General features: G+C 53.9%; 16 protein-coding genes and 2 pseudogenes. 1 reads left to right on the top strand and 17 read right to left on the bottom strand.

From position 1 onward, the window contains the following. Nucleotides 1–1264: 1264 nt before the first annotated feature. Nucleotides 1265–2200, bottom strand: a complete 936-nt coding sequence (gene lipA, locus M5R41_06880) for a lipoyl synthase (protein ID MCZ7556107.1) — start codon at nucleotides 2198–2200, stop codon at nucleotides 1265–1267. A gap of 165 nt (nucleotides 2201–2365) precedes the next feature. Beyond that, on the bottom strand, nucleotides 2366–2710 hold the full coding sequence (locus M5R41_06875) for a hypothetical protein (protein MCZ7556106.1): 345 nt from the start codon (nucleotides 2708–2710) through the stop codon (nucleotides 2366–2368). A 3301-nt stretch (nucleotides 2711–6011) separates the two neighbouring features. On the opposite strand from M5R41_06875, the gene glnA reads away from it, so the two are divergent. Beyond that, complete coding sequence (gene glnA / locus M5R41_06870; protein MCZ7556105.1) at nucleotides 6012–7382, top strand: type I glutamate--ammonia ligase; 1371 nt, start codon at nucleotides 6012–6014, stop codon at nucleotides 7380–7382. A gap of 106 nt (nucleotides 7383–7488) precedes the next feature. Here the strand turns inward: glnA and M5R41_06865 are convergent, their stop codons facing one another. The 15 genes and pseudogenes from M5R41_06865 to M5R41_06795 form a co-directional block, all read right to left on the bottom strand. Next, the gene (locus tag M5R41_06865; GenBank protein MCZ7556104.1) at nucleotides 7489–8217 is read right to left on the bottom strand and encodes a phage Gp37/Gp68 family protein; all 729 of its coding nucleotides are present in this window, start codon (nucleotides 8215–8217) and stop codon (nucleotides 7489–7491) included. A 77-nt stretch (nucleotides 8218–8294) separates the two neighbouring features. After that, nucleotides 8295–10835 carry a GIY-YIG nuclease family protein gene (locus M5R41_06860; protein MCZ7556103.1) on the bottom strand — a complete coding sequence of 847 codons (2541 nt, stop codon included), beginning with the start codon at nucleotides 10833–10835 and terminating at the stop codon, nucleotides 8295–8297. After that, nucleotides 10828–12435 carry an Eco57I restriction-modification methylase domain-containing protein gene (locus M5R41_06855; GenBank protein MCZ7556102.1) on the bottom strand — a complete coding sequence of 536 codons (1608 nt, stop codon included), beginning with the start codon at nucleotides 12433–12435 and terminating at the stop codon, nucleotides 10828–10830. The genes M5R41_06860 and M5R41_06855 overlap by 8 nt, the downstream gene beginning before the upstream one ends. Beyond that, nucleotides 12432–12773, bottom strand: a pseudogene (locus M5R41_06850) (SAM-dependent DNA methyltransferase). The gene M5R41_06855 and the pseudogene M5R41_06850 overlap by 4 nt, the downstream one beginning before the upstream one ends. A gap of 77 nt (nucleotides 12774–12850) precedes the next feature. Further along, nucleotides 12851–13984, bottom strand: a complete 1134-nt coding sequence (locus M5R41_06845) for a PDDEXK nuclease domain-containing protein (GenBank protein MCZ7556101.1) — start codon at nucleotides 13982–13984, stop codon at nucleotides 12851–12853. Then, nucleotides 13981–14181, bottom strand: coding sequence for a hypothetical protein (locus M5R41_06840; protein MCZ7556100.1), 201 nt, complete (start codon nucleotides 14179–14181; stop codon nucleotides 13981–13983). The genes M5R41_06845 and M5R41_06840 overlap by 4 nt, the downstream gene beginning before the upstream one ends. Further along, on the bottom strand, nucleotides 14178–14831 hold the full coding sequence (locus M5R41_06835; GenBank protein ID MCZ7556099.1) for an SAM-dependent methyltransferase: 654 nt from the start codon (nucleotides 14829–14831) through the stop codon (nucleotides 14178–14180). Before M5R41_06835 ends, M5R41_06840 begins: the two co-directional genes overlap by 4 nt. Before the next feature lie 596 nt (nucleotides 14832–15427). Beyond that, on the bottom strand, nucleotides 15428–16204 hold the full coding sequence (locus tag M5R41_06830; GenBank protein MCZ7556098.1) for a hypothetical protein: 777 nt from the start codon (nucleotides 16202–16204) through the stop codon (nucleotides 15428–15430). Between the two features lie 246 nt (nucleotides 16205–16450). Then, a complete protein-coding gene (locus M5R41_06825; protein ID MCZ7556097.1) occupies nucleotides 16451–17422 on the bottom strand; it encodes a hypothetical protein in 972 nt (323 codons plus the stop codon). Nucleotides 17423–17564: 142 nt separating this feature from the next. Then, nucleotides 17565–18908: a DUF4041 domain-containing protein gene (locus M5R41_06820; protein MCZ7556096.1), complete on the bottom strand. Its 1344-nt coding sequence runs from the start codon at nucleotides 18906–18908 to the stop codon at nucleotides 17565–17567. Next, entirely contained in the window at nucleotides 18905–20137 is a 1233-nt protein-coding gene (locus tag M5R41_06815) for a hypothetical protein (GenBank protein ID MCZ7556095.1), read from the bottom strand. Before M5R41_06815 ends, M5R41_06820 begins: the two co-directional genes overlap by 4 nt. 123 nt (nucleotides 20138–20260) lie before the next feature. Then, the gene (locus M5R41_06810; protein ID MCZ7556094.1) at nucleotides 20261–20920 is read right to left on the bottom strand and encodes a hypothetical protein; all 660 of its coding nucleotides are present in this window, start codon (nucleotides 20918–20920) and stop codon (nucleotides 20261–20263) included. A gap of 273 nt (nucleotides 20921–21193) precedes the next feature. Continuing rightward, nucleotides 21194–21478: a hypothetical protein gene (locus M5R41_06805; protein ID MCZ7556093.1), complete on the bottom strand. Its 285-nt coding sequence runs from the start codon at nucleotides 21476–21478 to the stop codon at nucleotides 21194–21196. Between the two features lie 775 nt (nucleotides 21479–22253). Continuing rightward, nucleotides 22254–22562 (bottom strand): annotated as a pseudogene (locus M5R41_06800) (transcriptional regulator). 73 nt (nucleotides 22563–22635) lie between these two features. Beyond that, nucleotides 22636–23247, bottom strand: coding sequence for a hypothetical protein (locus tag M5R41_06795; protein MCZ7556092.1), 612 nt, complete (start codon nucleotides 23245–23247; stop codon nucleotides 22636–22638). Nucleotides 23248–23634: the final 387 nt, after the last annotated feature.

The raw sequence follows: 23634 nt of genomic DNA, 5'->3' as shown, positions 1-23634 counted from the left end.
GCATGGATAGCGCGAATCGCGACGGATTTTCGCGGGGAGTTTCTTATGGGGGGGTGGTCCGCAGATGCCACGGATTGATGCTGATTATCGCGGAGGCTTCCCTGGTGAATTGGTCTGCGGATAGCACGGATTGATGCGGATTATCGCGGAGGCTTCCCTGGTGAATTGGTCTGCGGATAGCACGGATTGATGCGGATTATCGCGGGGAATTTTTCCGATGGCGTAATCCAAAAAATTTCGGTACCGGTGCCGAAAAAATTCTTATCCGCGTAAATCCGTATTCATCCGCGCAATCCGCGTACGAACGAGTTTCCGCTTGGAATTGGTACGCGGATGACATGGATTGATGCGGATTATCGCGGGGAATTTTCCCGAGGTCGTAATCGAAAAATTTTCGGTACCGGAGCAGAAAAAATTCTTATCCGCGTAAATCCGTATTCATCCGCGCAATCCGCGTACGAACGAGCTCCGCTTGGAATTGGTACGCGGATGACACGGATTGATGCGGATTATCGCGGGGAATTTTCCCGAGGTCGTAATCGAAAAATTTTCGGTACCGGAGCCGAAATAATTCTTATCCGCGCAAATCCGTATTCATCCGCGCAATCCGCGTACGAACGAGTTTCCGCTTGGAATTGGTACGAGGATGACACGGATTGATGCGGATTATCGCGGGGAATTTTCCCGAGGTCGTAATCGAAAAATTTTCGGTACCGGAGCCGAAAAATTCTTATCCGCGTAAATCCGTATTCATCCGCGCAATCCGCGTACGAACGAGTTTCCGCTTGGAATTGGTACGCGGATGACACGGATTGATGCGGATTATCGCGGGGAATTTTCCCGAGGTCGTAATCGAAAAATTTTCGGTACCGGAGCCGAAAAAATTCTTATCCGCGTAAATCCGTATTCATCCGCGCAATCCGCGTACGAACGAGTTTCCGCTTGGAATTGGTACGAGGATGACACGGATTGATGCGGATTATCGCGGGGAATTTTCCCGAGGTCGTAATCGAAAAATTTTCGGTACCGGAGCCGAAAAAATTCTTATCCGCGCAAATCCGTATTCATCCGCGCAATCCGCGTACGAACGAGTTTCCGCTTGGAATTGGTACGAGGTTGACACGGATTGATGCGGATTATCGCGGGGAATTTTCCCGAGGTCGTAATCGAAAAATTTTCGGTACCGGAGCCGAAAAAATTCTTATCCGCGTAAATCCGTATTCATCCGCGCAATCCGCGTAGCTCACTCGTCCCGCCTGCGCTCTCATGTACCGACGATTGTGCCATTATCCTGTGATGCTTCGGCGGGCAGGCAATCGTCATTGGTTTGTTCATCCGCATGGTAACTCGACCGCACCAGGGGACCCGACTCGACATGCGCGAAGCCGAGTTCCAGGCCTGTGCTTTTCCAGCGGGCGAACTCTGCCGGCGTGACATAGCGCTCTACAGGCAGATGTTCCTTCGTCGGCTGCAAATATTGCCCGAGCGTCATGATGTCCACGCGTACGGTGCGGAGATCCTTCATGACCTGCAGAATCTCATCGTCGGTCTCGCCGAGACCCAGCATGATGCCGGTTTTCGTGCGCAGTCCCTGCTCCTTGCACATGCGCAACAGCTCCAGCGAGCGCTGGTATTTGGCTTGGGGACGCACACGGCGGTACAGACGCGGTACGGTTTCGGTGTTGTGATTGAACACGTCGGGCCGCGCGTCAATCACCGTCTGTATCGCCGCAGCCTTGCCCTGGAAATCGGGCGTCAGCACTTCGATGTTGCAGCCCGGTACGCGATTGCGAATAGCGCGAATGGTGGCTGCGAAAATGCCGGCGCCGCCGTCAGGCAACTCGTCGCGATTCACGGACGTGATCACTGCATGGCGAAGCTTCATCTCGGCCACCGCTACGGCCACGCGGCGGGGCTCATCGAGGTCGAGGTCGTAGGGACGCCCGGTTTTCACCGAACAGAAGCCGCAGGAGCGCGTGCAGACGTCGCCCAGAATCATGAACGTAGCCGTGCCGCGATTCCAGCACTCGGCCATGTTCGGGCAGCGCGCGTCTTCGCAAACCGTGTTGAGCCGCTGTGCATCCACGAGATGGCGGATCTCCGAAAATTTCGTGCCCAGAGGCACTTTCACTTTCAGCCAGTCCGGACGCCGGACGCGTTCTTTTGTACCGTCTGCTTGCTGTATCTCTATTGTTTCCATTTCTGATCCAATCGAAAAAAAACGCTCAACACATAAAATACAGTTATGCCGTTTACGAATCCATGCCGTGTACGGTGACCATGATGGGCACCCCGCGGTGGCGGTTCCGCCGTGTTGCGATGTGCGAACGGGAAGAGGAGGGCGGGGAGGACGGCTGGCGGCTTATCAGAACAGCAGCCACACGATGACGAAAGCGGAAATGGCCGCTACCAGACATACCACGCCGAGTGCGCTCATGAAAAAGGATCGGATAGGAGGATCTGGGAGACCGTATTTCTCGAAACCCAGCTTGAAACTGTGCCGGGCCTTGAGCATCAGCAAAGTGCCGGTAGGCAATCCGATAAAACCGATGGCATACAGCAACTGCGCGAAAGGCGGCGTGTCCGTAAAATCCGGACCGATGTAGGCCTGCGCTCCGGCGATGAGAAACACCACGCCGATGAGCGCGCTGAACAGCCCGACGCTCGCGGCCAGGACGACAACAAAATGTCGAAGAGGGGAAGAGCGCATAAACTCTTTCTGTTTGGAGGTACGTGTGCCAGTGATGCCAATCAGGATTAAAATATCATCCGCAAGTCAAAAAACGAAACCTGTGAATCCGTACACGGATTTCAAGGCTCGAACACGGATTTCCGCGGAGGAAATTTTTCGACTCCCGCACCGAAAACCTTTCGGGTACGACATCGAAAAAAGCTTCCGCGAGAATCCGCCCCGGTACGCGTCATCCGCGCAGCGATTCCAGCCACGAATAGATCAGTACACGGATTTCAAGGCTCGAACACGGATTTCCGCGGAGGAAATTTTTCGACTCCCGCACCGAAAACCTTTCGGGTACGACATCGAAAAAGGCTGCCGCGAGAATCCGCCCCGATCCGCGCCATCCGCGCACCGATTCCTGCCACGAACAGATCAGTACACGGATTTCACGGATGGAACACGGATTTCCGCGGAGGAAATTTTTCGACTCCCGCACCGAAATCCTTTCGGGTACGACATCGAAAAAATCTCCCGCGAGAATCCGCCCCGATACGCGTCATCCGCGCACCGATTCCTGCCACGAACAGATCAGTACACGGATTTCACGGATGGAACACGGATTTCCGCGGAGGAAATTTTTCGACTCCCGCACCGAAAACCTTTCGGGTACGACATCGAAAAAGCTCCCGCGAGAATCCGCCCCGATACGCGTCATCCGCGCAGCGATTCCTGCCACGAATAGATCAGTACACGGATTTCAAGGCTCGAACACGGATTTCCGCGGAGGAAATTTTTCGACTCCCGCACCGAAAACCTTTCGGGTACGACATCGAAAAAGGCTGCCGCGAGAATCCGCCCCGATCCGCGCCATCCGCGCACCGATTCCTGCCACGAACAGATCAGTACACGGATTTCACGGATGGAACACGGATTTCCGCGGAGGAAATTTTTCGACTCCCGCACCGAAAACCTTTCGGGTACGACATCGAAAAAGCTCCCGCGAGAATCCGCCCCGATCCGCGCCATCCGCGCCCCGATTCCTGCCACGAACAGATCCGTACACGGATTTCACGGATGGAACACGGATTTCCGCGGAGGAAATTTTTCGACTCCGTACCGAAAACCTTTCGGGTACGACATCGAAAAAGCTTCCGCGAGAATCCGCCCCGATACGCGTCATCCGCGCAGCGATTCCAGCCACGAACAGATCCGTACACGGATTTCACGGATGGAACACGGATTTCCGCGGAGGAAATTTTTCGACTTCCGTACCGAAAACCTTTCGGGTACGACATCGAAAAAATCTCCCGCGAGAATCCGCCCCGATACGCGCCATCCGCGCACCGATTCCTGCCGCGAACAGATCAGTACACGGATTTCACGGATGGAACACGGATTTCCGCGGAGGAAATTTTTCGACTCCCGCACCGAAAACCTTTCGGGTACGACATCGAAAAAAGCTTCCGCGAGAATCCGCCCCGATCCGCGCCATCCGCGCAGCGATTCCTGCCACGAACAGATCAGTACACGGATTTCACGGATGGAACACGGATTTCCGCGGAGGAAATTTTTCGACTTCCGTACCGAAATCCTTTCGAATATGACCTCGAAAAAAGCTTCCGCGAGAATCCGTCCCGATCCGCGCAATCCGCGCACCGATTCCTGCCGCGAACAGATCAGTACACGGATTTCACGGATGGAACACGGATTTCCGCGGAGGAAATTTTTCGACTCCCGCACCGAAATCCTTTCGGGTACGACATCGAAAAAGCTCCCGCGAGAATCCGCCCCGATCCGCGTCATCCGCGCACCGATCCCTGCCGCGAATCGATCGGTACACGGATTTCACGGATGGAACACGGATTTCCGCGGAGGAAATTTTTCGACTCCCGCACTGAAAACCTTTCGGGTACGACATCGAAAAAGCTCCCGCGAGAATCCGCCCCGATACGCGTCATCCGCGTAGCGATTCCTGCCACGAATAGATCAGTACACGGATTTCAAGGCTCGAACACGGATTTCCGCGGAGGAAATTTTTCGACTTCCGCACCGAAAGCCTTTCGAATATGACCTCGAAAAAAGCTTCCGCGAGAATCCGCCCCGATACGCGTCATCCGCGTAGCGATTCCTGCCACGAATAGATCAGTACACGGATTTCAAGGCTCGAACACGGATTTCCGCGGAGGAAATTTTTCGACTCCCGCACCGAAAACCTTTCGGGTACGACATCGAAAAAATCTCCCGCGAGAATCCGCCCCGATCCGCGTCATCCGCGCACCGATCCCTGCCGCGAATCGATCGGTACACGGATTTCACGGATGGAACACGGATTTCCGCGGAGGAAATTTTTCGACTCCCGCACCGAAAACCTTTCGGGTACGACATCGAAAAAGCTCCCGCGAGAATCCGCCCCGATACGCGTCATCCGCGCACCGATTCCTGCCACGAACAGATCCGTACACGGATTTCAAGGCTCGAACACGGATTTCCGCGGAGGAAATTTTTCGACTCCCGCACTGAAAACCTTTCGGGTACGACATCGAAAAAGCTCCCGCGAGAATCCGCCCCGATACGCGTCATCCGCGTAGCGATTCCTGCCACGAATAGATCAGTACACGGATTTCAAGGCTCGAACACGGATTTCCGCGGAGGAAATTTTTCGACTTCCGCACCGAAAGCCTTTCGAATATGACCTCGAAAAAAGCTTCCGCGAGAATCCGTCCCGATCCGCGCAATCCGCGCACCGATTCCTGCCGCGAACAGATCAGTACACGGATTTCACGGATGGAACACGGATTTCCGCGGAGGAAATTTTTCGACTCCCGCACCGAAATCCTTTCGGGTACGACATCGAAAAAGCTCCCGCGAGAATCCGCCCCGATCCGCGTCATCCGCGCACCGATCCCTGCCGCGAATCGATCGGTACACGGATTTCACGGATGGAACACGGATTTCCGCGGAGGAAATTTTTCGACTTCCGTACCGAAATCCTTTCGAATATGACCTCGAAAAAAGCTTCCGCGAGAATCCGTCCCGATCCGCGCAATCCGCGCACCGATCCCTGCCGCGAATCGATCGGTACACGGATTTCACGGATGGAACACGGATTTCCGCGGAGGAAATTTTTCGACTTCCGTACCGAAATCCTTTCGAATATGACCTCGAAAAAAGCTTCCGCGAGAATCCGTCCCGATCCGCGCAATCCGCGCACCGATTCCCGCGGCGCGCCAAAATCACAAGTTGAGTTTTGTTCCGCTGTTTCGTAGCTTAATGTCCCTAGAGGACTTTCGTCTTCGGGGAGAGAACACGCACCGCAACATCGCCAGGAGAACCTATGGCCGCCGACCTCGAACGCGTCAAGCAGATGATCAGGGAACACAGCATCGAATTCATCGACCTCAAAACGATTGATCTCGTCGGACGACTGCATCACATCACGCTGCCCGTCCGCGACAACACCCTCGATTTGCTCTGCGAGCAGGGCGTGGGTTTCGACGGTTCGAGCTTCGGCTTCGCCAAAGTCGAGAGCAGCGATATGGTGCAGAAGCCCGATCTCTCCACCGTGCAAATCGATCTCTTCCGCGACCGCCCCACGCTCACCTGTTTCACGAACGTCTTCCTCACCGACGCGGAGCGCTCGCGCTTTCCCGAGGACGTGCGCTGGGTCGCCCGTCAGGCCGAAGCACTGCTGCAATCCCTCGACATCGCCGATCTGACGCATTGGGGACCCGAACTCGAGTACTACATTTTTTCCAGCGTGGAATTCGACACCCGTACGTCTTCGTCCTTTTACAAAGTGAATCACGACGAGGAATTTTTCCAGAACGCCTATCACGCCTGCAATCCTTTCGACCTTTACGACGACTACCGCGACGAGTCCTGCCGCCTGCTCGAACAGGCCGGCATTCCCGTCAAATACCATCACCACGAAGTGGGTGAGCGCGGACAGCAGGAAATCGAATTCCTCTTCGAACCGCTGCTCAAATCCGCCGACAACATCACCCTCGCCAAGTACATACTCTTCAGTCAGGCGGCCGAGCAGGGACTCGAGGTCACCTTCATGCCCAAGCCCATGTATCAGCAGGCGGGCAGCGGCTTGCACGTGCATCAGTTCCTGACGAAAAACGGCGAAAATATCTTCTACAAGCAGGGTGAATACGCGAATTTCAACGAGACCGGTCTGTACTATATCGGCGGACTGCTCAAGCACGCGGACGCCCTGGCCGCCTTTACGAATCCTTCCACGAACTCATACAAACGGCTCGTCCCCGGTTTCGAGGCTCCGGTAGCGCTCACCTTCAGCCAGGCCAACAGGTCAAGCTGCGTGCGCATCCCGCGCTATGTGTACGATCCCAGGGAAACCCGACTCGAGTACCGTCCGCCCGACGCCACGGCCAATCCTTATCTCATGCTCGCGGCCATGCTCATGGCGGGCATAGACGGCATCGTCAACAAAATCGATCCCCGCGCCGAAGGTTTTGGTCCCATTGACGGCAACGTCTTCGAGAAGGACGGCCTGAACTACCTCCCGCGCAGTCTTGCCGAGGCCCTCGACGCCCTCGAAAAGGACTGCGACTTCCTCCTTCGCGGCGGCGTCTTCCCCGAATCCCTCATCCGCCAATGGATCAAGACCAAGCGCGAAGAGGTCCACGCCATCGCCACCATGCCGCATCCGTTCGAGTACAAGATGTATTTTCATCGGTGACAGCACTCGCACAAACCGGATTTTCCGGTCTTTGCCGGATAGAATGACAGAAAACAAAAAACGCGCATCGGTGATGCGCGTTTTTAAATACTGGGAGTTCTTTCTGCTACACTGCAACTCTGAAAGGTTGTGCCGGCATTTCATCCCAGGTCCGGCCCTGCAGCATCCGCCCGCGTAGCTTCTTGCGCACGCCGCCCCATTGCTTGAAGAAGAATGGCACCTGCTGCGCTTCGCATTGCGCCTTGATGTTCAGTACCCATTCTTCATTCATCGGTCGTGCGCCGGGGCCGGACTCTCCACCGACGATAACCCAATCGATTCGATGCAAATCGAGCGAGCCGAGATCACCCAACAGTGGCTCCAGCGAGATAAAACGAACTGCCGCCGGGACATTGCGCAGCGCATCGATACGATTTTTGTAGAGCGCCGTCTCCACCGAAACCCCCATCCAGACATTCTCGGGCCATGGCAGAACATCACAGATGTCGCGTAAACGATCCGCACGCTTCGTCAATACCTGAAACGTATGCTGCGAAGCTCTGGCCATGACGTCGAACACGTCCAGAATGAAGTCCGGCGGAACATCCTCATGAAACAAGTCGCTCATGGAGTTGACGAAAATGACCTGCGGCTTGCGCAGGCGCAGCGGCAATTCCAGAGCATGGCGATGCAGCGTTACCTCGAAGCCGTTCCTGTAATTCGCCTGCCCCATCGCATGAAGCCGTTTCGCCATACGCTCGGCGTAGCAATGCTTGCAGCCCGTACTGATCTTGCTGCAGCCTGTCACCGGATTCCAGGTGGACTCGGTCCATTCTATGGAGGATTTTGTGGGCATAGCTGTATGTCTAATCTTCGTGCTCGCGAGGATCCCGGCGAAAATTGGTGTTCACCACACTCTTACACCGCCACCCTTCACTCCCTCGCAACCACGGTGTCGTACAGTCCGTAATGGGTCAGGCCCGGATGGCTTTCGATGCCGGTGTAACGCAGGGAAGCGTCTTCGTAGCGACGGAAGGCGAACACGGCCTGATTCATTTGCTCGGTGTTGAATACGCGCAACTGTACGAGCAAATGAAAATCCTGCACCGTGAGTCCTGTAACAGTCAGAAATAGTTCGGGTTCGATCTTGGTGATCACGTCCTGCAGGGTGTTTTCGCGGAAGTCGGTCAGGTACATGAACGCGGGTATCCGCGTTGCGAATTTGATCAGCTTTTCCTGTACGAGCTTGCGCTTGGTCTTGTATTCTTTTTCCTCATCCGTCAGCTCTTTCTGCTGTTTCGCCGTGAGTGCCCGTTTCTTGGCTTTGTTTTTCAGTTCCTTGACTTTGTCGCTCTTGTTGATGATGGTCTCGATGATGTTGTCGCCCAAGGAACGCCAACCCTCTATGCGCCCGATCGCGGCCATGGCCTCCGGATGTTCGAGCACTCTGCGCAGGGTGTCGTTGTCCACGTTCACGAGCAGGGCGCTTTCCCACTTGCGGGCGAGCAACGTCGCCGAGGTGCCGGCCATCGCGATGTCGAGAATGCCGCCCGCGTCGATTTGCGTCATGTTCGCGCCGTCGTAGGCCAGTACGGGGAGGAAGGATACAAGGTCTCTGACGGCGTTTTCCGGGTTTGGTTCGTGGGGAGCGAGTCCGATGCCGTACTCCGATAACTGACGCAGCGCGCGCGTGGGGGCAAAATCGAAGACGAAGCAGCCCGGCTTCAGGACCTCTTCTTCATTCGGATTATCGCCGTCGGGATTCTTGATGGACCATGGCGATTGCACGCGGAACGCGGCCTGAAAATAGGTTTCGGGTGATGTGAGATTACGCAGCATGAGTATGGACGACCATTGCGGCACGGTGACGCCTGTGGTAAGCTTACCGCAGGAGAGCGTGATGGTGCTGGTATCAAAGCCGCTACCGATGGCTTTACGCACGGGTGGCAACGCGTCGAGCCCGATCCCGGCGGCGGCCCCGGCCGCGACGACAACATTGTAGCCGCGCCAGAAAGTATTATGCTTTTCCTGTAGCAAATTGTACATCGCATGGCAGGCGGCGACGTTGGGCAGGAACCAGAATGCATGCTGCAAATAGGGCAACAGGCGAACATCGGAGTAGGGGAAGGGCGGCCGCGAGCCGGTTTTCAGGAAATCGACGGTTGTGGGTGTATAGCCGCCGCGAATGATGTCCAGCCATTTCTGCACGTCGCGTTTGTGCTTGAAGCGTGCCTGCGCTCCCGTACCCGAGGCTTCGAAAAACGCATTGAGGTCGAATTCGTCGAATTCTCCTGCCGATGCGATGGCCAGCAGTTCATCCGGCATCTGATAGGTCAGCAGGCGCATTTGCGGCAGTGCCGCGTAAGGATTCCAGTCGCCCGGATGCTTCGCCGTGAACTCCTCTTTCGCGCGTTGCTCGTCGGTGTACGTCCAGTTGAATATCTGTTCTTCGATGAACTCGCCCGTGGCCAGCGCACGGAACGGCGTACCGGAAAGATACAAGTAGGCCTTCGTGGTAATAGGGAGAAAGTCGGTCTCCTTTTCCGAGAGGACGCCGAGATCCACGTTCACGTTGTCGAGTTCGGAAGCGTATTCCAGCTTCGTTTCCTTTTTCGCGACTGCTTCCTCTTCGCCCTCGAACAGTTCCCTTGCCGTCTCGCGCCAGGCACCGAAATGATACTCGTCGAAAACCACGAGATCCCATCGCACCGTACGGAGCCACTCGTGCCGGGCTTTGATATTCCCCGCCGCGTCGCGGCCGAGCAAGTCCTGGAAGGAGCCGAAATACACCAGCGGTTTACGGGCGGAAATTTTTGTCGGATCGCTCGCGGAGTTGCGTGAGAGATACTGCCAGCCATCGAAATCGACATGGGTTTCGAGGTCGGTCTGCCACGCGTCTTCCACGGCGGGTTTGAAGGTGACCACCAGCACGCGCCGGGCGCCGAGCTTTTTTGCGAGTTGATACGTGGTGAAGGTTTTGCCGAAGCGCATTTTCGCATTCCAGAGAAAGCGCGGCACGGCGTGCATATCCTCGCTCCAGATGGAGTGAAAATACGCGTGCGTCTTGTTCACCGCCTCGACCTGCTCGCGACGCATTACGAAGGTCTGATGATGCGTACCGCTAAAGCGCTTGCCCGTGCGCAATTCGGTGAGCACGGTGCGAACATCCTCGACCGTGCAGCGCATCCACTCCAGTTCCGCGTGGTCGAAGCCCTTATCCATCAGAGCCGCACGCACCTCGTGATCGCTGAATATCGTGCCATCGTCGCGCTCCGCCGGCTCGTCGACCTCGATCCGGTAGTTCTTGATCGCGGCCGTCTTGAGCTGCTCCTTGACGCGCTGCTTCACGTCGCGCGTAGTCTGCCCCACCTTAAGGAGACCCTCGTGCGCCGCATCAGCGATGGAATACGCGTAGATGCGCGGCTTGGCTTTCGGTTTGGGAGCGAGTATATCCTCGATGGTGGGTTTATTCATCGCTGCCTTCGTCCGATTCGATCTCATCAAAAAGCTCGGGATCATGTTCGGCGACCTGCGACTCAATAAAGGCAATTTCATCCTTTGAAAGCCTATACCGTTTGTAGAGCTTCGCGTCGGTCCATTCCTGATTCAAGGGTAAATCCGGTACGAAAGCATAGACGTCGCGCGTGGCGTGCTGCGTGGATTTTCGAAGGGACACCAGGAAGCGTACGAAGCGAGTACGCAGATAGAGCGCGTACAGCTTTGCCTCCGTCTCTGTATCGAAGATGCCGGCAACGAGGTAGGTTTCGGTACATGCGGTTTCCGGTCCCGCTATGATCGGTCTGCTGAGAAACTTTGTTTCAACCGCGGCGCTGGTACCTTGAACAGCCGTCATCAGCACTTTCCACTGGTCGATCCATTCGGGATTAATGAGGATGGCTTTACGCTCAACCCAGCTGATACGCTGGTTCTCATAGAGTTGTACGGGTTGCTTCAATCCTGCCTTAGTTTGCTTACCTTTGAAATTTGTCGCAAGACCGAAGGGTTTTCTGCTGGAAACCCGATCATCCAGTGTCTGCTCACCCTTCATCTTGACCTTTTCCAAAATCGGCACTGCCTCGTTGCGTCGAACAAGAATATCGTGCGCATCGAGGAAACGGGGCACCGCTGGTCCTGTTGGCTTGCCGTCCCAAATCGTCTGCACTTCACATGGTCCGTTATGCTCTCGATCCCAAAGAAAGTAGGAGATACCGCCTCGAATCTTCACGCCGGGAAAGCCTTCATAGAGCTTTGGAAAGTCCACAATGTTACGCATGCGTCTGTCGGAAAGCATACGTGCCCGGTATTTGTCGAGGCCTTTCCCTCCGGCCATCCATCGCGAAGGCGTGACAAAAACGGCATACCGGGGATCGAGATCCAGAGCTTTTTCCACGAAAAGCTGATAAATCGGCGCCGCGCTCTGCCCATAGCCACCATCATCCAACTGATACGGCGGATTTCCAATGATCACATCGAATTGCATATCGTCTCCAAACATCCCGGATATCCGAGACTTGATGTCGTTGCTGTGAATAAACGCGTAGGCGTGGGATTCGAGATCCTCGCCCCGGTCCAGCGTCTTCCGGCTTGCGCTGCAAAAGGTGCATTTGTCGGCTACCCACGTATGCTCGGTACGCTCGAACCAGATATTGCCGGCATCGCTCGTGAAGGATATGGCTATGGAGTGCTCACCCTTCGCATGCTTCGAGCAATACACGCTGCGCCGCGCGAGCAGGCTGGTGAGATGCGTGATGCCGATACCGAACACCTGTTTCGTCAGAATATGATCCACCCGCCGCTCGAGCTTGGGCATCGCCGCGGCCAGGCCCTTGTTGAGGCGGCTGGTGATCTCGCGCAGAAACACGCCCGATTTCGTGCAGGGGTCCAGGAAGCGCACGGAAGGATCCGCCCAGATGTCCGCGCCATTGTTGGCCGCCGCCCACGCATTGGCGAGCGTATCCAGCATGCGATTCGCGAACTCCGGCGGTGTAAAGACCTCGTCGTTGGAGAGGTTGGCGATGCAGGTCAGCACATCCGGATTGCGACCGCGCAGCGCGAAGGCGGCTTGCTTGCTCATACAGCCTCCTCCTGCGTGTCACCGAGCGCCGCGGCCAGATCGCTCACCGTCATCGGCGGATAACTTCGTATCGGTGCAAAAATCTCGCTCTTGTCCAGATGCGCGAAGAGCGAATCCTCCGCGCTGAACGCCGCCGATTGCGTGAGCGTCGAGAAGCGGAAGTCCCGTCGCTGGAACTTTCCTTTGCCCAGATAGCCCCACTCGGCAAAGGCAATCGGATCGCCGCCATCGGTGCGCATCTTCAGCGCATCGCCATGCACGAGGTTTTGCGACAGCACGAAAGAGGCGGCGCGATACAGATTATCCGCCTCGATCAGATTCAGGTACCCGGGGAGGAGATGATGGGCGACGGCCCTCAAGGACTGAAACCGCATCAGTGTGTCGGGAATCGTGCTGCGAAGCTCGGGAGTGGCCATTAGAGGAGTTCTTTAAGTTCGCGTTGTAGTTCCGCAGTCAGTTCGGCCTCGGTGGGGAGGTGGAGCTTGTAACGACTGGTGAAGATCTTTTGCGGTTGGCCCGGGCCGAGGAGATATTTCACGACAGCCTCGTTTTTATCTGTGCAAAGGATGAGCCCGAGTGTCGTGTTGTCACCTTCCGTGCGGCGTTCGTGATTGAAATAATTAACGTAGAGCTGCATTTGACCAAGATCACCGTGGGTGAGCTTGCCCACCTTGAGATCAATCAAAACGAAGCACTTCAGAATGGTGTGGTAAAAAACGAGGTCGATGTAGAAATGATCTCCATCCAACGTGATTCGTTCCTGTCGTGACACGAATGCGAAGCCTTTGCCGAGTTCCAGCAGGAAGTCTTGCAGGTTGTTGATGAGTGCTTGCTCCAGGTCCGATTCCACAAGCCGATGCGATTCCGGCAACCCAAGGAACTCGATAACAACCGGTTCTTTGAAAACGTCGGCTGCGGTGGCGATTTCCTGACCCTTCGTGGCGAGTTTCATGAGACCGGCCTTGTCTTTGCTTTTCGCGAGTCGCTCAAAAAGCAGACTGTTTATCTGGCGTTCCACCTCCCGGGCGGTCCAGGAATTATTGATTGCCTCAATTTCGTAAAAGGCGCGGGCGTGTTGGGAATCTATCTTGATAAGGTGCCGGTAAACTGACCAGGCAAGATTCTGGTGAAGCAATCCCGGCATCCACGATTGGTCACACGCTGTGTGACCAATTCCAGAAGCCTCCCGCGGAAGCGTAGCGGCACCAATGACGGAATGTGATGCTCCGGCATCAAATTGGTCCCGCAGTGTGTGACCAATTGGGCCATCCAGCAGATTGGGATAGGTTTGGTAAAACTGCCTGAACAATTTGAGGTTGGTGTGACTGTAGCCACCTCCAAACGCTGCCTGAAGCCGTTCGGCAATGGAGCGGAGCAAGGCATCTCCATAACCGGCCTTTTTCCTTCCGCGTTGTTCCTCCTCCACAAGCTCCCGACCCACGAGCCAATTGCTAACAACCTGCGTCGTATTGACGGTTCGCGAAATTCCTGAACGAGCGAGTTCCAGGATGGTGACGATCCGGTCGAAAACATCAGAACGTTTGCTCATGGCCTCTCCAGCGAGATAACGAGAGAGGAGACGCGATCCAGGTCGGTCTTATTGTGGACCCGTTCGTTGGCAGTGCAGCGTACGCCATCATGTCGCTGCTCTGCCTGCCCTGCCGGTCGAAAGCCTTGCAGAGTCGACCGCAGACTGCCGGAGTTGCCGGAACAGTGGATGCGGAAAAAGGCGGCTTTCGTGCTCATACGGCCTCCTTCGGAGAGTCACCGAGCGCCGCGGCCAGATCGCTCACCGTCATCGGCGGGTAACTTCGTATCGGTGCAAAAATCTCGCTCTTGTCCAGATGCGCGAAGAGCGAATCCTCCGCGCTGAACGCCGCCGATTGCGTGAGCGTCGAGAAGCGGAAGTCCCGTCGCTGGAACTTTCCTTTGCCCAGATAGCCCCACTCGGCAAATGCGATGGGCGCGCCGTCGTGCATGCACATCTTCAGCGCATCGCCATGCACGAGGTTTTGCGACAGCACGAAAGAGGCGGCGCGATAGACATCGTCCGCTTCATCCAGATTCAGGTACTCCGCAAGGATTTCCAGCATATTTTCCCTGCACTCCGCGATATTGTCCTCCAGCAGCTCGATGCCGTAGATGCACATCAACGCAAGCAGTGCGTACTGCCGCTTCTCGAAGTCCGACTTTCCGTAGCGCAGTTCCACCGCCGCCAGCTTGCGTCGCAAAATTTGCACCAAAAAGTTTCCGCTCCCGCACGCCGGCTCCAGAAAGCGCGAATCGATGCGTTCCGTCTCATCCTTCACCAGATCCAGCATCGCCTCCACCATCCACGCCGGCGTAAACACCTCGCCATGATCGGCCACACGCTGTTTTGACTTGACGGAGTTCATGGGGAGGGGTAGATTTTAGGTTGCTGTGATTTGGATTTGTGGGATGGGGGCTGGGGTCACGTGCGTCTTCCTGTGGTGAGGCGGGGTGCGAGCCAGCCATGCATGCAATATACGGAGGGATGGGGAATGGAGAAGAAAGATGGGAGGAGTTGGGGTACAGGTTGCTGTTTGGTCGCTTTTTGAGCCGAAGACAGAATTGGGAGGTGAGGGACGGTGAGGACCTAATGAGAGTGTGTCCCGAAGATTTCGGAAGGTAGGGAGATTCGGGGCGCAGCATCCTGATCCTGGGCGAATGCTCAGCAAAGGTCGTGGCACACCAGAGTCGTTGCGCCTACAATGAAGGCTTATCGGTTCCCGCGCCGATTGAACATGCTTCGTCAGCCAGTATTTTTCTATATGTCGAGGCCGGAACATTCGGTGATTCCCCAGCCAGCGCCATGAGCCGAAGCACCTAAAGTGGTCAAAGGTGATTTGATTTGGTAACTCGGAGGCTATGGCCCAATGGTAAAGCTAACGGTCTGTGAATTGGTTGCGAAGTCTGAAAGGCGCTTCACTGCATTTAGTCGCATGATCTCAATGCGCACGTTAGGCCATAATTATTGCCGGAACCATCCATATGGAACTTTCTCGCGAAGAGCCCTTTCTCTTGAAGGCTGTCTGACTGTAATTGAAGAAGTTCCAAGAAATGTCTTTCTTGTGATTGTATTGAGTATATAGACGTCATCCAAGTAGCCATTTTCAGAACCTTCATGATCGGATCGGTATACTGACAACAGAAATAGGAAACTGACTCCAGGTTCCCATGTCGGAATTATGAACTCTTCGGTTTCGCCATATTCTATCTGGCCGGTCGTCAAATAATCTCCCGGGGAACCTTTTTGCTTGAATATCTCACGTAGTTTCTCGAATGGTCGCCATCCAGGGTCATCAAAAGTAGGTACGTTCGCCTCTAGTCGTGCCACTTTGAAGGTTACAGAGTAATTGAAAAGATTCCTCTTTCCTTCGTTTTTTAGACATAAGAATAAAAATCCGATTTCATTTGAGTAATCATCAGGTTTTGTATATATCTCAAATCCGAGGTCTGGTATATCGATATCCAAACCAGGATCAATGTAGTTATTGTTTATCCATCTAACAATCTCCCTATCGCCCTCAGGCTTCGCCAGATAATCTAAGCGCTGTACCTTTTTTCTATTTGCTGAATATTTCGGCCAAAGCAGTCTTCCACACACAACAACTTTTCTTTTTCGCGACAAATAGCAATATGATTTCCAGACGTCTTGCTCGATTGTCTCATCCTCGCTATTTATTCTTATTTTAAGGTGTGGATTAGAATGTTCGATAATTTCTGGTTCGTGCTCAAAGAATTCCATGATTCTAACAACAGATGGTCCAAATAATCGCCAATATTCTATGGAAATAGAAGTGTTGCCACGATTCGTCGACAACCATCGTACTATCTTTATGCAAGCCCTAATAATGGAAATGATTGCTGAAAGAGCACCGATGGCAGCAAAAATCAATAATATCTGGTTATCGGTTAGCATAGATAAGTACCACTGCTGTCAAAATTGTTGTTTATTATCCATTTCATTTATCCAAGCGCAGTACCTCTCAGCTTAATTTTTGTTCTTACGCACGGTCCGCGCTTCCATCAAAGGCTCAGGGTGGTAAACATCGCAGAAGACCTCCAAACCGAACTTGATCAGAAGTGCAACAGCAGGGACTGCAAGAGCAGTGAGGCCAATCCCTAGACCTGAGAACGTGGCAACAACCGCACCGCCAATGTACTTTTTGTTTAGGACTAAAGACATACCTTGATTAAACCAGGCTTGATATATTTCGCTCTCCGGATCGCAAAGAGAACGCCACAGAATTCTTTTAAACGAAGCAAAAACGATTTTTCCGACCTCTCTACGTTCTGTTCGTTCTTTCGGCCCAGGCAGAAACTTGAGGTCTGCTTTTGGTAGTTGTTTCAACGCGAACTCATTGATACGGAGGAGGATATCAACCGAATGCTCGGGTGTCCGTTCCCCCAGCATTAGGAACATCTCATCTTCTGTTCTTGTCTGAATAATTTTTCCTGCCTCCTCTTCTAGATCCTCTGGACTGAGGTCTTCAGTTCCACAGTCTCGAAGAGATGCCAAGACGGCCTCTTCATCGAATCGGTCGATTAATCGACGTTTGAAAACCCGCCGTTGAACATCAGACTGTATGACATTGGTATTTACTAGAACTTCGGCCATGAAAGGTTTAGCTTCTTCGATGTTACCGCTTCTAAGATAGCAAACGGCAAGTAATGCAGTTGCCTCAAGATAAAGACGAGTTTTTGGTTGTACGGAGCTTCGGATTCCCTCGAAACCCTGCCTAGCAAATACCACTTCTCCAGCTTCGAGAGCAGCCTCGAAAAGCCAGTTCTTGCTCTGGAAAAGCCGCATGTGATGACCAGTAGGCCGTAGTATGCTTTGTAGTTCCGCTGCAAGAATCTTGGCATCAGTAAAATTGCCGGTGCGCGCTGCGTTGCGCAGCTGCGGCTCAAGCAGACCAAGGCGGCGTTTCTGCGCTTCGGTAAGGGGAGGCGGTTTTTTCATCTTCCTATCTTGTAATATGTAACGTCCTACGCGAACCCACGCGCAGACAGAACTATGAGATTATAATCGTAGCTTTGATCCATCCGTTTTTTAAACAAAGGCCCTGCGTGCCACTCACAAACGGCGAGCACTAAGCTCTCCATCAACCTGCCACTTTATGTATGTCTGGCCAATAGCCTACGCTTTGCAGATACTCCGTGGATTCGGGATTCTCCGTAAACTCGAGGAGATTGCCTAGCTTGGAGACGAGTACGTCGCGAACTTCGGCAGGACTGGCGAAGAAGAATTCCTTACGGTCGTTCGCATAGTTAAGTCGCCTATCAGCAAAGTGACGGTGCAGTTCGGATTCGAGGGTGACGGCATCTTCGGAGAAGAAGAGGCAGTGCACATCGAAACGAAAAGGAACAGATGCCCCACCAAGTTCATTCACTCGGTCGAGTGGCTCGAGCCTGCGAGTAAGACCGATCTTCACCACATCGTGACCGAAAGCACCGCGATTCGAAATCACATAGACATATCCTGCTCTAATGTTGGCAGCGCGGAAATCATTCTGGAGAATTGCCTCATCAACTTCTTCGAGCTTCCGTTCCAGGTCCGCGTCTGATGTACCACTAGCCCGAAGAGCTGCGAGAGCGTTCAACAGGTGACTGCGCTCCTTGTTGAGCTTTTCTCGTTCCTCTTCTAATTCGGCAGCAACCTTGCGCTCCTCACGCAAACGCGCGCGCTCTTCTATTGCAGCCTCACGTTCTTCCTGCTTCTTCATCAGATAGTCAGAAGTCAACTCGATTTCTTCAATACGTAAAGCGTGAAACGCATCGCTAATATGCATCTGCATCATGCTGCCAAGCTTCTTGATCGCATCTCGCGAAGAATCTACCCGCTTTTTGGCTGTGACTACGTTCCCGGAGCGTAATGCACGCACACTATTGTCGACCTCGGCATTGTATGCACGAAGCATCAGCTTCGCGAGATCGCTGGACATCTTTTGACCTTTTGCCAGCGAATTATCGAACGTGAATGTGTTTGACATTACTATCGCTCCACCAGAACGGACAAGGTCTGCGACACGAATGGCCAAAGCGTCGAGGCGGGCGGTATAGGCTGTCGCGTTTTCAAGAGGATGGTGGTAGCGGTAGATTCCAGCTTCCTGCAGAATCTGTTCGTCATTCAATACCACAGTGCCGATTGTTGTCGCTGAAGCCTCAAGCTGGGCTCGCAGTCCGCGATTTTCCTCCTCTAGTCGCGCGATCCTTTCGTCAATGTCGATTTCTGGATTTTCGGACGACGACGGTCCTACTTCGGCAGGATTTCTGTTATCATGCTGGCTATCAGCTTCGGAATTTACGGTTGTGGTCAGCCATAATTGCCATCCCTCAGGTGGATCAGGCCACGCAGGATCGGGGCTCCATCCCTTTGGCGGCACCCAACCATCAGGTGGTTTCGGCCAACCGGGTGGCGGGTTGAAGATAGGATTGCCGTCTGTCATGTGCGCCTGACTCCTGAAACAACTGCAGCAACGAGTTCGTACGGGTTCTTCGATACGGCTGCGCCCAAGTGACTGAGAGTCGCAGAGGGGACGACATTCGCGAGATCCAAAGCTAGAAATGCACTTCTCTCCGCTCCTGCCGCTACGAACGGAATATAGGCTTCAAGACCAGTGGCCGGTTCGATAGCTTCCGTCCCTACCTCCAACGAAATTGTTTTGATAAGACCACGACGATCGGCTGTAAACACTTCATATAATGATCGAAGAGCAACCTGATGGACAGCTCCAGCATAGCGGTCTTTGCAAGCCTTCTGTGAAAGTGTTGTAGATGTAATTTCGTCTGAGGACTTCATATACTTGTACGCATTCGTCGTTGGCACTTTGTCCGGACCCGGTACAAGTACTCGCAGTCGCAGCTCCGCTGATGTCCCGTCAAATTCAAAATCGTGCTCGACAGGAAAGTATTCGGGATACAATGTGTTGGAAAATACGATGGAAAGATATTCCTCGACAGCATCTTTGGTGCCATACGCAAGATTTGCATGCAGTGTCTCGAGTGCGTTGTTCCTATCGATCGCGGCTTGTTCCCGCGCTGCGCACTCTGCTTCGTATCGGGCCCGTTCTACCCCAAGTGCTTCGATGCGCGCTGCTTCCTGTCCAGCGTGTCGCGCCTCTGCGGCCTTTCTTGAAGCTTCGGCCTGAATCAGGTCTTGCCGCCATTGAATGACCGCCTGTTGATGAGCAACTTCAGCCGCCGATACCGCCGTTTCATGTTTTTTTTTGCCAAACATTTTAAGCAAGCCCGACGGCGGTGCAGGCGGGGTGAATATCGGTTCCAAAGGGTCAGGGATTGGTTTTGGTGACGGAATCGGTGTCTCGAGATCAGTCCGGTCAAACATTGGGTGTTCAGCACTAGAGCGAAGTGCGAGAATGTCAACAACGTGATCAACAGTCAAGGTCGACTTCAGCATCGAGTCAATCGCCTCATATACTTCTGCCAATTCCGAGTTCCGTATTTCAGCTTCTTCCTCCATTTCAGCAATGTGTTCCTCCCGTGCTTCCTTTTCAAGCCGTTTTTGATCCGCAGCGCTGGCCCGGGCCATCTGTGCAGCCAAGCGTTCTCGAGCCTTCTGTGCTCGTTCAGCTTCGCGTACATTGCGAGCGTGCTCTCGTGCGCTCGCTGCTGCTTGTCGCTGCATTGCAGCGAGGAAACTTCGACCTTTTGCCATTCTTAACTCCTAGTTCGTTTTTTTCGCATGAAACTTATGTATTAGTCACTGGCTCTTTCGCTAACCGGACGTCCTGTGTGTGAGCCAAGTGCGGATTTCGCTTTGTGTTTTCAAATGCGTTATCTAAACGCACGTTTTTGTCATAGCGTTGTCACTCACAGGCCATTTAGTGATGTCAGGCACGAGCAACTCACTTTTAAATCTCCCCTCATGTGCGCTATTCCAAGTGAAATGAAGCTGAACATCGAAAAGTGTTACCGTGGCTAAAAGGCGATTGCGCAGTGTCTTCCGTTTCATGGACGTACTGTCGAAGTCGAACATGAGGAAATAGAAAGCGGACCAAAAAGCCGCGCTTCGATTGAAGTGGATGGCAGTTGATGGCGCGAGGACCGAGTATACGCCGGGGTTGCTGCCGCAAATTGCTGCTGAGAAGAGGTCGTTGCCTGCCTCGCAGGCGGATACGAATAATCTCTTGTTGTTGAGTGTGCCGCCTAGTATTCGTCCGACGCTACCATAGTCAAGTTCGTCGAAAGTAGTGCTGAGCGATGCTGCAGAGCCGTGGCAGGAAAGATGGAGGTATCGATAGTTGGATTCCTTGAATAAGGCGATCAGATTGATCAGCTCGCGCTCAGTCCGAAAGTAAAAATACTTCGGCTTTTTGTTATAAAGGTGCAGTGCCTGTGATAGCATCAACCCATCTTTCTGGTCTTTGCCTTCGTCATCGAGTGTTAATGACTCCAGAATGAAAACTTCTGGCTTTGTGTGTGGGGTTCCGTTTTTCATAGATTACACATGAATTATTAGTTTCCTTATCATACAAAGCCCAGGTGGATACTGTCCGAGTAGCACCCCACACCCCGTGCTCCCTGAGTTACCGCAATCCATTGCTTCTTTTTCGTCGGCTTCGATATCCATGGTTTCACTTTTCGTGCTCATTTGGTCAAGCTGATTCTTCAATATTTGCAAACCGCTCACAAAATTTAATAATCTAGAGTGTCTACCAATGCTTTGAACTATCAGCTTGAACGCCAGCGAAACTATGCGGATGCTGTTCGGTTAGAGCTGGCAGCGGATAGAGGAGAAGCCTTTATCTCCGCGTTTGTATCCGGGACGAGGCTTCGGGAAGGTGGCTTCCAGCACGGATAAGCCGCGGATATCTCCGACATGGAAGAGCTTCCAGCCAAGTTCTCCAGACTCGCTGCTACCGCTTGTCTGATACGCGCGCAATGCTTCGTGGCCTTTTGTGTCTGTGCCATACGTATGCGGCTCAACGACACGTCTATACCCATTGTAAGTGAAACTCAGCGTCTGCATGTTCTTGATAGCGTCACAAATACGCATGCCTATGCTCCTTTTTTGTCGACCGTCATTGAATGGTTGTCCCGATAATCCGGAGTATCGATTACTATCTGACCGCCGGTTATCCTGCACTGAAAATGGCTTTCACAATGCTTCATCTCGTGATTATTCTCCAGACTCAAGCAATCTCAGCAGCGCTCGATCTTTCGTGTTATATGGAGCAAGACGGTTTACTCTCGCTAACACTTGAAATCGACGAGGCCCCCCGTGTTTCCAAGTATCAAGGAGTGCGACTTCCGCCCCCCCGCCCAAGCTCCGCCAATTCGGTCCCATGTGATGGCCGGTGCGGATGTGGAGTTGAGATCATAGGGTAACACTGCTCAGGTCGCGGTGGCGCATCGCACGGCGATCATAGACGCTTGCATGATCGCGAGGCGTGCGGGGGATGTCATGAGAATGATGGAATACGGATCGTAGCGATTCTCTCGGTTTCCTCCCACTGTTTTGTGGTCCGGCTTGCGCCGCGCTTCCTAGTATTCCACAAAAATCGGAGAATGATCGCTAATAGTCAAGAGGTGAACAAAATATATTTTCATCGGAAAGACACAGGGGAGGGGGAGTCAACGCAAAGGCGCCCCTTCGACGGTGGTTGCCCTTCGACTACGCTCAGGGGCCGCGAAGCCGAAACCTCGCACAGGAACCGTGGAGAAGTAGAGGTAGGTTAATACGCTGCCCGTCTCCGGAAGTATCGCTCCACAGTATCCCGCTGCAAGCGCGGCCTTCCCGCACCGGTGTGGACCGGCAGCGTCGCACTGTGTCAAACCGGTACCGCACGCACGACTTCGGGATGCCGATTTGGGATACGGATAGGCGCCCGGGCGGGGCCGGAAGGGGTGCGGCGACCTTGTTCCCACTCCCGGAGCGTACGCATGGAAATGCTCAGTGCCATCGCAAATTGCGCTTAAGACAAGCCGGTATTATGGCGTGCCTGCACAACGCCATTGGACTCGATGTTCGTGACACGTGCGGCCTGCGAGGCCTTCATTTCGCGCACGGATGGGAGCAGCTTCTTGCCGAGGGCCTCGCCCGAAGAGACGCGTTTGCGGCCTGGGGTACGCGTAGCCATTTTCGATTTCCGTTTTCTCCAATGTCACATTCGATACACATCAGCATACGCCCTGGCGGTATCGCGGGCGCACTCAGGATGGCAACCGGCTCTCCGGTTTTTCTGTGAGCAACGGGAGCTGACGCAGATGCGCAGAGAAGTACGGTTGTGTTCCGGCAGCTTTCGCGCCAACGACGGTAACCCAGGTTGGTTGCCCTTCCGTCCAGAGGATGTACCAGCTTATAACCTTTGCTTGCGCCTCAGGTATATCGATAACGGCAAAGCCAACTTCGCTGTGTTGCAGGGCTGCTTGCGAGAAAAGGGGACTGGGTGTCGCTCCCTGCCTTGACGCCATGTCGATATTGAGCTGAACGATATCCCTCCACACCTGCTGTCGCTGGAGATCCAACTGCGCGAATTTCCATTTGAGATACCCGCTATCCAGCAGGGTCCGGTGAGCTTCCGTCGGCAGCTTCGCAAACAACGCAATGAGTGTAGCGGTGTTCGTGTCGCTCAACTGCATCAGAAGCGGGTGACCGTCCTTCCGTAACATTTCCTTGTCATCCGAACTCAGTTCCCCCTTTCCGGCTTTGACCACCAGATCCATCTCCTTCTCGAGTTCGGATTTTCCCTGTTTCTCGCATGCCAGAAACGCAGTGACGAGAACGAGTCCGGCGAGTACGACGATGTGTTTCGTAAATGGCATGAGTCCTCCTTGAAATAGAGTCCCCCCGCTGACGCGCGGCAACAGGCCGCTGAGATGCATACGCCTGAACATGATATGACCTGCTGCGTGTGTGTACACCGTACAGAGGGAATGCCACAAGTATAGGGGACATCGGTGAGTAATGCAAGTGTTGCGGATACTGTACTCTCCAACTCCGGTCCATGCCCCGCCCGATCACTGTCCAATAACCAGCTTTCGACACGGGGAAGCAGTTCACCGACGGTGCAACGGAATACGCGAAGTACTGAGCCTTGCACGGTATATGATTCGTGTAGAGGCTGAAATGGAAATAACGATGGCATCCCTTGGCCGAGAACGTCGCCTCAAATCCATTTGCAGCAAAGCCAAAAACAATTCCCCTGCACC

This window comes from Bacteroidia bacterium, assembly GCA_027493955.1.
Taxonomy (GTDB): Bacteria; Bacteroidota; Ignavibacteria; order SZUA-365; family SZUA-365; genus JAOSJT01.
Note: the sequence above shows the minus strand (reverse complement) of the source record. Positions and strands in the feature narration are given on the sequence as shown.